The 14,767-nt window shown below is 72.2% G+C and carries 12 protein-coding genes; 4 read left to right on the top strand and 8 right to left on the bottom strand.

What is annotated here, in order from left to right; translation table 11 throughout:
* Positions 1-77: 77 nt before the first annotated feature.
* Both B0675_RS11120 and B0675_RS11115 read right to left on the bottom strand, forming a co-directional pair.
* Complete coding sequence (locus B0675_RS11120) at positions 78-347, bottom strand: SH3 domain-containing protein (RefSeq protein ID WP_241539926.1); 270 nt, start codon at positions 345-347, stop codon at positions 78-80.
* Positions 348-444: 97 nt separating this feature from the next.
* Positions 445-765 carry a peptidase gene (locus tag B0675_RS11115; protein ID WP_081218655.1) on the bottom strand — a complete coding sequence of 107 codons (321 nt, stop codon included), beginning with the start codon at positions 763-765 and terminating at the stop codon, positions 445-447.
* A gap of 134 nt (positions 766-899) precedes the next feature.
* On the opposite strand from B0675_RS11115, the gene B0675_RS11110 reads away from it, so the two are divergent.
* Positions 900-3,062 carry a serine/threonine-protein kinase gene (locus B0675_RS11110; protein WP_081218654.1) on the top strand — a complete coding sequence of 721 codons (2,163 nt, stop codon included), beginning with the start codon at positions 900-902 and terminating at the stop codon, positions 3,060-3,062.
* Between the two features lie 70 nt (positions 3,063-3,132).
* Here the strand turns inward: B0675_RS11110 and ilvD are convergent, their stop codons facing one another.
* The 4 genes from ilvD to B0675_RS11090 form a co-directional block, all read right to left on the bottom strand.
* Entirely contained in the window at positions 3,133-4,986 is a 1,854-nt protein-coding gene (gene ilvD / locus B0675_RS11105) for a dihydroxy-acid dehydratase (RefSeq protein ID WP_081218653.1), read from the bottom strand.
* A gap of 193 nt (positions 4,987-5,179) precedes the next feature.
* On the bottom strand, positions 5,180-5,797 hold the full coding sequence (locus tag B0675_RS11100; RefSeq protein ID WP_081218652.1) for a TetR family transcriptional regulator: 618 nt from the start codon (positions 5,795-5,797) through the stop codon (positions 5,180-5,182).
* A 13-nt stretch (positions 5,798-5,810) separates the two neighbouring features.
* A complete protein-coding gene (locus tag B0675_RS11095) occupies positions 5,811-6,635 on the bottom strand; it encodes a sugar phosphate isomerase/epimerase (RefSeq protein ID WP_081218651.1) in 825 nt (274 codons plus the stop codon).
* Positions 6,636-7,091: 456 nt separating this feature from the next.
* On the bottom strand, positions 7,092-8,024 hold the full coding sequence (locus B0675_RS11090) for a Ppx/GppA phosphatase family protein (RefSeq protein WP_081218650.1): 933 nt from the start codon (positions 8,022-8,024) through the stop codon (positions 7,092-7,094).
* A 209-nt stretch (positions 8,025-8,233) separates the two neighbouring features.
* Here B0675_RS11090 and B0675_RS11085 point away from each other — a divergent pair, with 209 nt between their 5' ends.
* Positions 8,234-8,989 (top strand): hypothetical protein, encoded by a 756-nt coding sequence (locus tag B0675_RS11085; protein WP_241539925.1) that lies wholly within the window; start codon positions 8,234-8,236, stop codon positions 8,987-8,989.
* A 53-nt stretch (positions 8,990-9,042) separates the two neighbouring features.
* On the opposite strand, the gene B0675_RS11080 is transcribed toward B0675_RS11085, so the two are convergent.
* Entirely contained in the window at positions 9,043-10,890 is a 1,848-nt protein-coding gene (locus B0675_RS11080) for a hypothetical protein (protein WP_081221720.1), read from the bottom strand.
* Positions 10,891-11,201: 311 nt separating this feature from the next.
* Between B0675_RS11080 and radA the strand changes: the two genes are divergently transcribed.
* Positions 11,202-12,611, top strand: a complete 1,410-nt coding sequence (radA, locus tag B0675_RS11075; RefSeq protein WP_081218648.1) for a DNA repair protein RadA — start codon at positions 11,202-11,204, stop codon at positions 12,609-12,611.
* A gap of 68 nt (positions 12,612-12,679) precedes the next feature.
* Positions 12,680-13,804 (top strand): DNA integrity scanning diadenylate cyclase DisA, encoded by a 1,125-nt coding sequence (disA, locus tag B0675_RS11070; protein WP_081218647.1) that lies wholly within the window; start codon positions 12,680-12,682, stop codon positions 13,802-13,804.
* A gap of 99 nt (positions 13,805-13,903) precedes the next feature.
* On the opposite strand, the gene B0675_RS11065 is transcribed toward disA, so the two are convergent.
* Positions 13,904-14,737 carry a hypothetical protein gene (locus B0675_RS11065; RefSeq protein ID WP_081218646.1) on the bottom strand — a complete coding sequence of 278 codons (834 nt, stop codon included), beginning with the start codon at positions 14,735-14,737 and terminating at the stop codon, positions 13,904-13,906.
* Positions 14,738-14,767: the final 30 nt, after the last annotated feature.

The following is a 14,767-nucleotide window of genomic DNA, read 5'->3' as shown; positions in this document are numbered from 1 at the left end:
CGATTATCGCCCCGGCTCCGTGCGCGGTGGGTGCCGCGGGGCCCTGGTGCGGTCGTGCGGTCGTGCGGTCGTGCGGGTCAGGAGCACTTCGGGGCGACGTAGCCGTCGCTGCCGGTGTGCACGTAGGCGTCCGAGACGAACTGGGCGTTGGCGATGTTGTCCCAGATGGTCGACGTGCCGTAGTAGCCGCTGACGGACTCCCCCTGGCACTGGCAGCGGATCGGGACGCTCTGGCCCGCCGGGATCGTGCGGACGACCGGGTAGTGCGTGCCGGGCCCGCTGCGGACATTGACGCTGGCACCGGGCGCGAGCGGATACGTCCTGGTGACCGCCGCCGCCTGGGACATGGTTCCCGCCACGGCCAGGAGCGTGGCGGCGAGCCCGCCCACCAGCATCCCCTGTCTGCCGGACACGATCTTCACAGTCGGTTCCCTTCGTAAGACGTCAGGAGCACTTCGGGGCGACATAGCCGTCGCTGCCCGTCTGTACGTACGCGTCCGACACGAACTGGCCGTTGGAGATGTTGTCCCAGATCTTGCTCACGCCGTAGGGGCCGGTGACGGACTCCCCCGGGCACTGGCAGTAGATCGGGATACGCGAACCCGCCGACAGGGTGCGGACGATGCTGAAGTGGGTGCCCGGGCCGCTTCTGACGTTGACGGTGTGACCCGGTGCGAGGGGGTAGGTGCGGAGCGCCTGGGCGGTCAGCGGCTCGGCTTCCGCCGCTTCGGTCGAGTCTGTGAGAGCAAGGTCTTCCGTGGCCATATCGATCTCCCCCGTTGATTGGTTCACGCCAAAATCAGGCTGCGCGCCGAGGCTAGCAAGCCGCCGATGTTTCGTACGCGGGATCGACTAGGCTCTGCGCGTCGCGCATGCGGTCGAACCCACGGGGGTGAGTGATGCCGCCACAGCGCAGCACCGGTACGGACCCGGAAGCGGAACAACCGCGCTATGCCGGGCAGTACCTGCTGGAGGCGGAACTCGGCTCCGGTGGCATGGGCATCGTGCATCTGGCGCGCTCCGCCTCCGGGTTGAGGCTCGCCGTCAAGGTCGTCCACGCCGCGCTCGCCCAGGACCCCGAGTTCCGGGGGCGGTTCCGTCAGGAGGTCACGGCCGCCCGCCGGGTCAGCGGTGCCTTCACCGCGCCCGTGGTCGACGCCGATCCCGAGGCCGAGAACCCGTGGATGGCAACCCTGTTCATCCCGGGGCCGACCCTTGCCGAGCACGTGAAGCGGAACGGCGCACTGTCGTCGGCACGGCTGCGCCATCTGATGGCAGGGCTCGCCGAGGCGTTGCGGGACATCCATCGTGCCGGAGTCGTCCACCGCGACCTCAAGCCGAGCAACGTCCTACTGGCCGACGACGGCCCGAAAGTCATCGATTTCGGCATCTCCCGCCCGGCGGACAGTGAACTTCGCACCGAGACCGGCAAGTTGATCGGCACGCCGCCGTTCATGGCGCCGGAGCAGTTCCGCAAGCCACGGCATGTGGGGCCGGCCGCCGACGTGTTCGCCCTCGGTTCGCTGATCGTGCACGCCGCCACCGGGAGCGGGCCCTTCGATTCGGACAGTCCTTATCTGGTCGCGTATCAGGTCGTGCACGACGAGCCGGACTTGACAGGCGTCCCGGACGATCTGGTCGGTCTGGTCGCGCGCTGCCTCGCCAAGGAGCCGGAGGACCGGCCCACGCCGGACGAGCTGATGACGGCGCTGCGCTCGGTCTCCGCGTCGTACGACACCCGGGCGTTCATACCCGAACAACGCACCGGGAACGGGGAGTCGGAGAGGCCTGCGTTCGCGGTCCGGAGTGCGGTGCCGGAGCGTCCTGAGGGTTCCGAGGACCCGACCCACACGGCCGGGCGGAAGGGGTCCGGCAGGCGGTGGCGTCTGCCCGCGACCGTGGCGGTCGCCGTCGCGGCCCTGACTGTCGGCGGGCTGGGCGTCCTCGGCCTTCATGGACACCCGCACGACCCTGCCGCGAAGGAGGAGACGGCGGCGACACCGCGGAACGTCTTCCGGCCGTGGGAGCTCGATCTCGGCGCCGCCGGCGCGAAAGCCAAGGGGCAGCCGCAGTGCACGGACGCGCCGAAGGCGCTGTTCTGCGTCCGGCCCGGTGTCCTGGCCGCCAGGATCGATCCGGACGACGGCAAGGTCCTGTGGTCCCGCAGCGACCCGGGGGAGGCGAGTGCCTACGCCACTTCGGCTCCGGTTCTCTCCGGCGGACTCCTGCTGGTCGGCAGCGGCAACGGGCAGCGCCTGACCGCGCTGGATCCCGCGACCGGTTCGACGCGCTGGAGTCGCGATGTCTCGCGCTACTCCGGCGGTGTGGCCCACGTGGGCGGCGTCGTCCTGCTCAGCGGCTCCGACTCCCGGGTCACCGCCCTGGACGCCGCCACCGGCGAGGAGAAGTGGCGCCACGCGATCCCGGGGCTGGCCGTGCCGCAGTTCCACACGTACGGGGACGGGACCGCCTACGCGGTGGCACCGTCCTCCGGGTCGGAGACCCAGGTGACCGCGGTGGACCCGGAGACCGGAGACGTGAAGTGGCAGCGCCGGGTGGAGGGGGCGCTGGACCTGGTGGCCGCCCGGGACGGGGCCGTCTGGTTCACCTCGGCCACCGTCGATCAGTACACGAACGCCGTCCTGCGCTACGACGTGGCGGCGCGGGCGCTCCGCCGCACCGTACTGCGCATCCCACAGGCGCAGGCCCAGACGGTGCTCCGGGGAGACGTGGCCTACCTGTTGGGGAGCGACGGTTCGCTGGTCGCCGTGGACACCCGGACCTCGAAGCAGCTGTGGCGGGTGGAGACGTCCGTCAGCAAGGCGTCGGCGCCGGTCGTGTCGGGCCATCGCCTCTACCTCAGCGCGGTGGACGGGCGTCTCATCGCGGTCGACACCGATCGGGGCGTCCTGCTCGGACAGACCCGGGCCCGTCTGGGTGACCAGCGGGGCTCACGCGTCGGGCTGCTCCCCGCCCCCCTCCCCGCCCGCGACAAGATCTACGCCACCTCGCCCGACGGCTTCCTCTTCGCCGTCGACGCGCGGGATCCCTCGGGGTGGTGACGGCCGAAGGGGGCCGCTCCGGCAGGAGCGGCCCCCTTCGCTGTCTTCAGGCCGGTGTTCGGGCCGGTGTTCAGCCCAGCTTCGAGACGTCCCGGACCGCGCCCTTGTCCGCGCTCGTCGCCATCGCGGCGTAGGCACGCAGTGCGGCGGACACCTTGCGCTCGCGGTTCACGGGGGCGTAGGCGCCGTTCAGGGCCTCGTGGCGGGCGGCCAACTCCTCTTCGGAGACGAGGAGTTCGATCGAGCGGTTCGGGATGTCGATGCGGATGCGGTCGCCGTCACGGACGACGGCGATCGTGCCGCCGGACGCGGCCTCCGGGGAGGCGTGCCCGATGGACAGGCCCGAAGTGCCGCCGGAGAAGCGGCCGTCGGTGATCAGGGCGCAGGTCTTGCCGAGGCCGCGGCCCTTGAGGAACGAGGTCGGGTACAGCATCTCCTGCATACCCGGGCCGCCCTTGGGACCCTCGTAGCGGATGACCACGACGTCGCCGTGCGTGATCTCCTTCTTGAGGATCTTGTCGACGGCCTCCTCCTGCGACTCGCAGACGACGGCCGGACCCTCGAACGTCCAGATGGACTCGTCGACACCGGCCGTCTTCACGACGCAGCCGTCGACCGCCAGGTTGCCCTTGAGGACCGCGAGGCCGCCGTCCTGGGAGTAGGCGTGCTCGGCGGAGCGGATGCAGCCGTTCTCGGCGTCCTGGTCGAGCGCCTCCCAGCGCTCGGACTGGGAGAAGGCCTCGGAGGAGCGGACGCAGCCGGGGGCCGCGTGCCACAGCTCGATCGCCTCGGGGGACGGGGAGCCGGCGCGCACGTCCCAGGTCTTCAGCCAGTCGGAGAGCGACGAGCTGTGCACCGAGTGCACGTCCTCGTTCAGCAGGCCCGCGCGGTGCAGCTCGCCGAGGAGGGCGGGGATGCCGCCGGCGCGGTGCACGTCCTCCATGTAGTACGTGCGGTCCTTCGCGACGTTCGGGGCGACCTTGGCGAGGCACGGCACCCGGCGCGAGACCTCGTTGATCTCGTCCAGACCGAACGGGACGCCGGCCTCCTGGGCGGCGGCCAGCAGGTGCAGGATCGTGTTGGTGGAGCCGCCCATCGCGATGTCGAGCGCCATGGCGTTCTCGAAGGCGGCGTGGGTGGCGACATTGCGCGGCAGGACCGACTCGTCGTCCTGGTCGTAGTAGCGGCGCGTGATGTCGACGACCGTGCGGGCCGCGTCCTCGTACAGACCCTTGCGGGCGGTGTGCGTGGCGAGGACCGAACCGTTGCCCGGCAGGCTCAGGCCGATGGCCTCGGTCAGGCAGTTCATGGAGTTGGCGGTGAACATGCCCGAACAGGAACCGCAGGTCGGACAGGCGTTCTCCTCGATACGGAGGATGTCCTCGTCCGAGATCTTGTCGTTCACGGCGTCGGAGATCGCGTCGACCAGGTCGAGCGTGCGGACCGTGCCGTCGACCAGGGTGGCGCGGCCGGACTCCATGGGGCCGCCGGAGACGAAGACCGTCGGGATGTTCAGGCGCAGGGCCGCCATCAGCATGCCGGGGGTGATCTTGTCGCAGTTCGAGATGCAGATCAGGGCGTCGGCGCAGTGCGCCTCGACCATGTACTCCACCGAGTCCGCGATCAGGTCGCGGGAGGGCAGCGAGTACAGCATCCCGCCGTGGCCCATCGCGATGCCGTCGTCGACGGCGATGGTGTTGAACTCGCGGGCGATGCCGCCGGCCGCCGTGATGGCCTCGCTGACGATCCGGCCGACGGGCTGGAGGTGGGTGTGGCCCGGCACGAACTCCGTGAAGGAGTTGGCGACCGCGATGATCGGCTTCCGTCCGATGTCCGCGCCCGGTACACCGGAGGCGCGCATCAGGGCACGTGCGCCCGCCATGTTGCGGCCGTGGGTGACTGTGCGGGACCTCAGATCGGGCATCGTCGCTCGCTCCTTCGGGGAGGCATGAGGAGAGTTATGACTGACGTCGAGCCTACGCCGGTGCTCCAGGATCCGGACAGGGTGTCCGCATCCCGGAACATCCGTCTCGCCCAGCGGCCACCGCCACGGGGTGTACGCCCAGGTCAGCGCGGGTGCGAGAGCCCGGCTCCGCACCGTACGCCGGGCCGCTCGCTCATGGGTTCGTCAGGTGTCCCTGGACCACGGGAGCCACGCCCGCCACGATGCGCTCGACGTCCGCGGACGCCAGGGGCTCGACCTTGATCACGTAGCGGAGCATCGCGACCCCGACCAGCTGGGCCGCCGCCAGCTCGGCGCGCAGTTCCGCGTCGGGGGTGTCGAGCCGGGCCGCGATCCGGCGCAGCAGCTGTGCGGCGACCAGCCGGCGGAAGACGGCGGCCGCGGTGTCGTTGTTCACCGCGGAGCGGACGATCGCGAGCAGCGGCGTGCGGCTCGTGGGGTTCTCCCAGACGCCGAAGAAGAAGCGGGTCAGGCGTTCGCCCACGTCGTCGAGCGGGCCCTCCACGATCATGTCGGGGGCGCCGAGCGCGGGGGCCATGGCTCCCTCGACGGCCGCCTCGAAGACCTGTTCCTTGGTGCCGAAGTAGTGGTGGACGAGTGCTGAGTCCACACCGGCGGTCTTGGCGATGCCGCGGACCGACGTCTTCTCGTACCCGCGCTCGGAGAACTCCTCGCGGGCCGCGTCGAGGATGCGGTCGCGGGCGGCCGGGCCCGCCTCCGTCTGCGTACGGCTGGGGCGTCCCCGGCCGCGGCGGGGGGCTGCGTCCGTCACCTGCGGGGGGCCTTCACCTGCGGGGCACCTGCACGGCGGACGCGAGGTGGAGCCGGGTGAAGGCCAGCGCCTCCGCCAGGTCGGCCTCGCGCTCGGCGCTGGACATGGCGCGACGGGTGTTGACCTCGATGACGACGTGGCCGTCGAAGGCGGACTGGGCGAGCTGGTCGAGCAGCTCGGCGCAGGGCTGGGTGCCGCGGCCGGGGACCAGGTGCTCGTCCTTGCCGGAGCCGTTGCCGTCCGCGAGGTGCACGTGACCGAGGCGGTCGCCCATGCGGCCGATCATGTCGAGGGCGTCCGTGCGGGCGGTCGCGGTGTGGCTGAGGTCGATCGTGAAGTGCCGGTAGTCGTCCTTCGTCACGTCCCAGTCGGGGGCGTACGCGAGCATCTCGCGGTCGCGGTACCGCCACGGGTACATGTTCTCGACGGCGAACCGGACGTCCGTCTCGTCGGCCATCCGCCAGATTCCGGTGACGAAGTCGCGGGCGTACTGGCGCTGCCAGCGGAACGGGGGGTGCACCACGACGGTGCTCGCGCCGAGCTTCTCGGCGGCGGCCTTCGCGCGCTGGAGCTTGGTCCACGGGTCGGTGGACCACACGCGCTGCGTGATCAGGAGGCACGGGGCGTGGACGGCGAGGATCGGCATCCGGTGGTGGTCGCTGAGCCGGCGCAGGGCGTCGATGTCCTGGCTGACCGGGTCGGTCCACACCATGACCTCGACACCGTCGTAGCCGAGGCGCGCGGCGATCTCGAAGGCCGTCGCCGTCGACTCCGGGTACACGGACGCCGTGGACAGCGCGACCTTCGCATCCGGGATCCGCACGACTGGTTCTGCCACGAGGGACAGCGTACGGGGTGCCTACGGGGTGTGGGTGGGGGTCGGCGGGGGCGCCCGGGCGCTCTCCGGGGCGGGGTGATCGGTCCCCGGGGCGCGGGTGGTTGGGCTCCTGCCTGGGGGTTCTCGTCTCCCCCGGGTCCGGGTGCGACGTCCCGTCGGTCCGGGGGGCTGTGAGGCTCGTCTCCGGGGAATTGTGGGGGAGGCCACGCGGTGGGGGGTGCAGGTGCGTGTCTCCGGGTGCGGGTCGCTTGTGGCCGGTCGCGCAGTTCCCCGCGCCCCTTGGGCCCCGACTCCGCCCCACCCCGTTTCCCAGCACCCGGCGTCACCGAGCCACCCGCCGTGGCCACCGGCCCCCGTACCCCGGTGCCCGTCGCCTGTGGCTCATCGCGCCGTTCCCCGCGCCCCTTGAAGTCCGTCCCCGCCCAGTCCCGTCTTCCGGCACCCGGCCCCGGAGGGCTACTCGGACTCCATCTGGTCCAGGCGGCGGAGGATCACTCCCTCGCGTAGGGCCCAGGGGCAGATTTCCACTGTTTCCACGCCGAAGAGGTCCATGGCACCCTCGGCGACCAGGGCGCCGGCGAGGAGTTGGCCGGCGCGGCCCGGGGAGACGCCGGGGAGTTCGGCCCGTTCCTCGGCGGTCATGGCGGTGAGGCGGGGGACCCAGTCCTCCAGGGAGCGGCGCTTCAGTTCGCGCTGGACGTACAGGCCGTCGGCGGAGCGTGCCGCGCCGGTGAGGCGGGCGAGCTGCTTGAACGTCTTGGACGTGGCGACCACGTGGTCGGGAGCCCCGAAGCGGCTGAACTCGCCGACGGTCCGGGCGATCTGGGCGCGCACGTGACGGCGCAGGGCCCGGACGTCCGCCGGGTCCGCCGGGTCGGTGGGCAGCCAGCCCGCCGTCAGCCGGCCCGCGCCGAGCGGCAGCGACACCGCCGCGTCGGGCTCCTCGTCGATGCCGTACGCGATCTCCAGGGAGCCCCCGCCGATGTCCAGGACGAGGAGCTTGCCCGCGGACCAGCCGAACCAGCGGCGGGCGGCGAGAAAGGTGAGCCGGGCCTCCTCGGCACCGGTGAGCACCTGCAGCTCGACCCCGGTCTCGGTCTGCACGCGCGCGAGGACCTCGTCGGCGTTGCTCGCCTCGCGCACGGCCGACGTGGCGAACGGGAGCAGGGCCTCGACGCCCTTGTCCTCGGCGGCCTCCAGGGCGCCCTGGACCGTTTCGATCAGTTTGTCGACGCCCTCGGGGCCGATCGCCCCGCTCTCGTCGAGCAGTTGGGCGAGCCGCAGATCGGCCTTGTGCGAATGCGCGGGCAGCGGGCGGGCGCCGGGGTGGGCGTCCACCACCAGCAGATGCACCGTGTTCGAACCCACGTCGAGGACACCGAGTCTCATGCACGGAACGCTACTGCCCGCGCGGCGCTTCTCGTGGGCCGGGGCGAAAGCCCTTGTCAAAGGGTGATCTGCGGGTGACGGACGGGGCGTCCCCGGAGCGGGCGGAAGCGACTTACCCTGGACCCGTGCCAAAGACGAAAAAGGCGAAGTCCGACAAATCAGCCACCGGTTCTTCGCAGGCGAAGGCCACGAAGTCGAAGAAGGCAGCGATGAAGAGCGACGAGAAGGGCCTCGACTTCGCTCGCGCGTGGGTGGAGTTTCCCGATCCGGCCGACGACGAGCAGATCTTCCGGTGCGATCTGACCTGGCTGACCTCGCGCTGGAACTGCATCTTCGGGAGCGGCTGCCAGGGCATCCAGGCAGGCCGCGCCGACGACGGCTGCTGCACGCTGGGAGCCCACTTCTCCGACGAGGAGGACGAGCAGCGGGTCGCGGGCCACGTGGCCCGGCTCACGCCGGAGATCTGGCAGCACCATGACGTGGGCACGGAGACCGGCTGGGTCTCTGAGGACGACGACGGCGAGCGCCAGACCCGCCCGTACAAGGGGTCCTGCATCTTCCAGAACCGTCCCGGCTTCGCCGGCGGCGCGGGCTGCTCGCTGCACATCCTGGCGGTGAAGGAGGGGCGCGAGCCCCTGGAGACCAAGCCGGACGTCTGCTGGCAGCTGCCCGTGCGCCGCACGTACGAGTGGATCGACCGGCCCGACGACACCCGGATCCTCCAGGTCTCCATCGGCGAGTACGACCGCAGGGGCTGGGGCCCGGGCGGCCACGACCTGCACTGGTGGTGCACGTCGGCGACCTCGGCGCACGGCGCCGGCGACCCGGTGTACGTCTCGTACCGGCCGGAGCTGGTCGAGCTGATGGGCAAGGAGGGGTACGACCGGCTGGCGGAGCTGTGCGAGGAGCGCCTCGCCTCGCAACTGCCGCTGCTGGCACCGCATCCCGCGGACCCGGTGGCCTGACCCGACCCGCCCGAGGGCGTGACCACGGTCCGCGTGCCGCCCGGGGGCCGTCCCTACGACGTGGGGCTCGCCGTGCCGCTGTCGCTCGGCGGGGGTGTCGAGCCGCCCGGGTCCGAGGGGGACGAGTCGGTGGGCGTCGGGGTGGGCGACGGGTCGGCCGGGCTGTCGGACGGCTCCGGGCTCGCCGGAGGTGTCGAGCCCGGCCCCGACGAACCGGTGGCACTCGGGGTCGGACCGGGCCCGTGGCCGTGCCCGTGACCGTGCTCACCGGGGTGGGACGGGCGCGCGTTGCCGTACCCGTCGATGGTGACGACCGCGCCCGCCGGGGCCATCGACACCCGTGCTCTCCAGTGGCCCAGCGGCTCGTGGAGATGATCGACGTACACCTTGATCGTCAGTGACGCGCCGGGGTCGAGCGTTCCGGACGCCTTGCTCAGGTAGAGCCAGGCCGCGCCGGTGCGGGCGGACCAGTGGACCGGCGAGCTGCCGGACGCGGTCAGGGTGACGAGCGTGGTGTCGCCGTCCGTGCGGGCCGTCACGGAGAGGTGCCCCCGGCTGTGCCCCGGGGCGCTGACGACCTCCACGGAGACGTCCGGTGAGCGGCTGCCCTTGGTGAAACGGGAGTCGGGCCGGGAGCTGGCGTTGCCCGCGTTCTCGTAGCCGCCCGCCCGGCCCGCGTCCAGGCCGTCGGGGTCCTGGGCCTCGCTCGCGGTGGCCGGACGGCCGTCGACGCCCTCCCCCGTCAGCGGCGCCCCCCGGTACGCCGCCCACAGGGCGACGACGGGCGCCGCGACGACGGTGGCGACGATCGCGGTCGTGACGGCACGCGCGCGCAGCCGGTCCCGCCGGGCCGCGTGGTCCTTGGGGTCCATCGGGAAGCCGCGCCGGTCGAAGCGCGGGGCACTGCCCCGCGCGCGGGGTGCGTGCGTCATCGCCACGCGCAGGTCCGCCTGCGGGGCTTCGAGGACGGGGAGCGCGGCGGGCGTGACACTGGTGCCGGGCCAGGTCCCGGGGACCGCGCGCTCGGCGGTGCGGCGGCAGCGGGGGCAGTCGTCGACGTGCCGGACCAGCTCGCCGCGCAGGGTGGCGCTCAGGACGAGCCGGCTGTCACCGGTGAGCCGCGCGACGCTCGGGCAGGTGCCCGTCTCCACGACGGCGAGGGCAGCGCGGGTGCGCTCCACCTCGCAGGCGGCCGAGGCGAGCAGCTCGCGCGTGCCGGCCAGGTCCATGCCGAGGACGGCGGCGACCTCGTGGGCGGCGAGCTGGTGGCGGACGGCGAGTTCGAGCGCCTCGCGCTGCTCCGGGGTCGTACCGGCGGCCTCCGGCCAGGCCAGCAGGGCGAGTTCGTGGCTCCGGCGCGCCTGGGTCTCCTCGGAGAGGGGGACGGCGCTCAGCGCCTCGGCCGCGCGCCGGTCGGCGGTGGCCTTGTGCGCTCCCTTGTGGGAGGCCTTCGTCTCGGCGGTCCCTTCGGCGCCCGCGGCCGGTCCGAAACCCGGGGAGTCGCTCCTCAGCCGCTTCGACGGCTTGCGCGGAGTGTGCCGCCCGGAGGCGTGCGCCGCCTGACGCCTGCGCCGCGCCTCGGTGAGCTTGCGCAGGCAGGACCAGCGGGCCAGCGCGTAGAGCCAGGCCCTGCGGTCGGCCCCGGACTCCGGGCCGCGCGGGCTGCGGCGCTCGGCGAGGGCGAGGGTGTCCCCGAGGGCGGCGGTGGCCGCGTCGTGGTCGCACAGTACGGACAGGCAGTAGGTGAACAGGCCGTCCAGGTACGGCTCGTACCGCGCGGGGGGACGCTCGGCCAGGGTGTGGGGGGTCGCGCCACGGGGCACGGCCGCCCGCTTGCGCGCGGCTCCGTGCGCCCGGTGTGCGCCGGTGGTGTGCGTGGAGGTCTCCGGACTGCTGCTCATCACCCGTGCGACCGTAGGTGCCCGACGGTGGCCGCTTCCTCCACCTTGAGCACATTTAATCCGTACGGGTGAAACGATCCCTCAATAGGGGACAGTGGCCCCCGATCCCTGGCCTGGGCCGTCACGGGCGGCGATGGCAGTCGATGGCAGATGACCCGGCGCGAGGGCGCCGGAGGTTCCGTCACGCGGGGGTGGAACCGGGGCACGGGGGGCTCGGGGCGACGGCTTCCGAGGGAGCCGGGCGGCCGGGTCGCACCGGTTCCGCCGCCGCCGCGGGCCGGGTTGTCAGTGGGTACGGCTACGGTTCGGTCATGGCTGCCCGTACGAAGACCGCGAAGGACCGGCCGTCCTACCGCTGCACCGAGTGCGGCTGGCAGACGGCCAAGTGGCTCGGCCGTTGCCCCGAGTGCCAGGCGTGGGGGACGGTCGAGGAGTACGGCACGCCCGCCGTCCGGACGACGGCACCGGGCCGGGTGACCACCTCCGCGGTCCCGATCGGACAGGTCGACGGCCGTCAGGCCACCGCCCGCAGCACCGGCGTGCCCGAGCTGGACCGCGTCCTCGGCGGCGGACTCGTGCCCGGCGCGGTCGTCCTCGTCGCCGGCGAGCCCGGCGTCGGCAAGTCCACGCTCCTGCTGGACGTGGCGGCCAAGTCGGCGAGCGACGAGCACCGCACCCTGTACGTGACGGGCGAGGAGTCGGCGAGCCAGGTGCGGCTGCGCGCCGACCGCATCAAGGCGATCGACGACCACCTGTATCTCGCCGCCGAGACCGATCTGGCCGCCGTGCTCGGCCACTTGGACGCCGTGAAGCCGTCCCTGCTGATCCTGGACTCCGTGCAGACCATCGCCTCCCCGGAGATCGACGGCGCGCCCGGCGGCATGGCGCAGGTCCGCGAGGTCGCGGGCGCGCTGATCCGCGCGTCCAAGGAGCGGGGCATGTCCACCCTGCTCGTGGGCCACGTCACCAAGGACGGCGCGATCGCGGGCCCGCGCCTGCTGGAACACCTGGTGGACGTCGTCCTGTCCTTCGAGGGCGACCGGCACGCGCGCCTGCGCCTCGTGCGCGGCGTCAAGAACCGGTACGGGACGACGGACGAGGTCGGCTGCTTCGAGCTGCACGACGAGGGCATCACCGGGCTGACCGATCCCTCGGGGCTCTTCCTGACGCGCCGCGCCGAGGCCGTGCCCGGCACCTGTCTGACCGTCACCCTGGAAGGCCGCCGTCCCCTGGTCGTCGAGGTGCAGGCGCTCACCGTGGACTCGCAGATCCCCTCCCCGCGGCGCACGACGTCCGGTCTGGAGACCTCTCGTGTCTCGATGATGCTCGCCGTCCTGGAGCAGCGCGGCCGGATCAGCGCGCTCGGGAAGCGGGACATCTACTCCGCGACGGTCGGCGGCGTGAAGCTCTCCGAGCCCGCCGCGGACCTCGCCATCGCGCTGGGCCTGGCGTCCGCGGCGAGTGACACCCCGCTGCCCAAGAACCTCGTGGCGATCGGTGAGGTGGGACTCGCGGGCGAGGTGAGACGCGTCACGGGCGTGCAGCGCAGGCTGGCCGAGGCGCACCGGCTGGGCTTCACGCACGCCCTCGTCCCGGCCGACCCCGGCAAGGTCCCGGCCGGTATGAAGGTCCAGGAAGTGGCGGACATCGGAGAGGCGCTGAGCGTCCTTCCGCGCTCGCGTCGCAGAGAGGCCCCACGGGAAGAGGAGCGGCGCCGGTAGACTTTGCCCTGGTCTCGCCCGTCCGTACGAACCGAGCGCGACCGGAAACCCGCGACCGGAGGAGTGCAGTGGCAGCCAACGACCGGGCAGCAGCTCCCGGAAAGTCCGGTGGGAGCTCCGGTGCCGATGGCCAGATGCGCGCCGCCCTCAGCGCCGTGGCACCCGGTACGGCACTGCGTGACGGACTCGAACGGATCCTCCGCGGCAACACGGGCGGACTCATCGTGCTCGGCTCCGACAAGACCGTCGAAGCGATGTGCACGGGCGGATTCATCCTGGACGTCGAGTTCACCGCGACGCGTCTGCGCGAGCTGTGCAAGCTCGACGGCGGCATCGTGCTCGACAAGGACATCACCAAGATCCTGCGGGCGGGTGTGCAGCTGGTGCCCGACCCCACGATCCCGACGGAGGAGACGGGTACGCGGCACCGCACCGCGGACCGGGTGAGCAAGCAGGTCGGCTACCCCATCGTGTCGGTCTCCCAGTCGATGCGCCTGATCGCCCTGTACGTCGACGGCCAGCGCCGTGTCCTGGAGGACTCGGCCGCGATCCTGTCCCGTGCCAACCAGGCGCTCGCGACCCTGGAGCGCTACAAGCTCCGGCTGGACGAGGTCGCGGGCACGCTGTCCGCGCTGGAGATCGAGGACCTGGTCACCGTCCGGGACGTCTCGGCGGTCGCGCAGCGGCTGGAGATGGTGCGCCGCATCGCGACCGAGATCGCCGAGTACGTCGTGGAGCTGGGCACCGACGGACGTCTTCTGACGCTCCAGCTCGACGAGCTGATCGCCGGCGTCGAGCCCGACCGCGAGCTGGTCGTCCGGGACTATGTGCCGGAACCGACCGCGAAGCGGTCCCGCACCGTCGACGAGGCGCTCTTCGAGCTGGACGCGCTCAGCCACGCGGAGCTTCTCGAACTGTCCACGGTGGCAAGGGCGTTGGGTTACACCGGTTCCCCGGAGGCGCTCGACTCGGCGGTGTCCCCGCGCGGATTCCGTCTGCTCGCCAAGGTTCCGCGGCTGCCCGGCGCGATCATCGACCGGCTCGTCGAGCACTTCGGCGGGCTGCAGAAGCTGCTCGCCGCGAGCGTCGACGACCTCCAGACGGTGGACGGCGTCGGCGAGGCCCGGGCCCGCAGCGTCCGCGAGGGCCTGTCCCGGCTGGCGGAGTCCTCGATCCTGGAGCGCTACGTCTGAGACGGACGACCGAGCGCCGGACGAGTGGTCTCGTCCGGCGCTTCACTGTTCGGCGGGCAGTCCCCCGAGCCCTCAGGCTCCGTCCTTCACGTCGGCTGCTCAGTCCTTCGAGAGCACGAACGACGTCTGCGCCTTGGACAGGCCCGGAGCCTTCGCCTCGACCAGGTAGGTACCGGCGGGGGCCGAACCGGCTGGGGGCGTGGCGCACTTGGGGGCGCCGGGCTTGCGGTCCCACTTCACCGTGTAGGTGACCTGGCTGTGCGCCGGGACCCGGTACAGCGCGCCCGCGGCACCCTTCGGGCAGTCGTCGGACGCCCAGATGTCGTCGTCGCTGCCTGCCTGAGTGATCGTCAGAACCGTGTTCTTCGGGCCGAGGTCGACCTTGCAGTCGCTGCCCGAGGTGTTCTTGGCGATGAGCTGGATGGTGGGCCGCTCGTCGGGGGCGTACGAGTTGTGCACGCTCTTGAGCGTCAACTTGACGTAGTTCGGCGTGCAGTTGGGGAGGCTGGAACCGGCGGGGAGCTGACCGCCCGCCCCGCCGCCGCCCGCCGAGTCTCCGGAACCGCCGCCGGCGCTTCCGCCGGAGCCCGCGGACCCGGAACCGTCGCCGGATCCGTCGCCGCTCCCGCCGTCGCCGCTGCCGCCTCCGCCACCGCTGCCACCACTGCCGCTGCCGCCGCCACCGCTCGACTCGTCGCGACCGCCCGGGTGTTGACTGATCGCGGGACCCGAGCCCGAGGGGCCCGGTGTGATCGACGGCGCGGGGTTCTTCCCGTTCGATCCGCCGGAGTTGTTGTCACCACCCCCGCCGCCCGGGCCGACCACCCAGACCGTGAGCAGCGCCAACAGGGCTACCACGGACAGCAGAACGGCCCTCCGACGCCAATAGATCGTGGAGGGAAGCGGCCCGACCGGATTGCGCAGTGATCCCACGGCGCAAACTGTACGAGAGATCCGCCGCGT

Source organism: Streptomyces sp. M41(2017), from assembly GCF_002078175.1.
GTDB lineage: Bacteria > Actinomycetota > Actinomycetes > Streptomycetales > Streptomycetaceae > Streptomyces.
The sequence above is the reverse complement of the archived record's forward strand: the minus strand, read 5'-3'. Positions and strand labels throughout refer to the sequence as shown.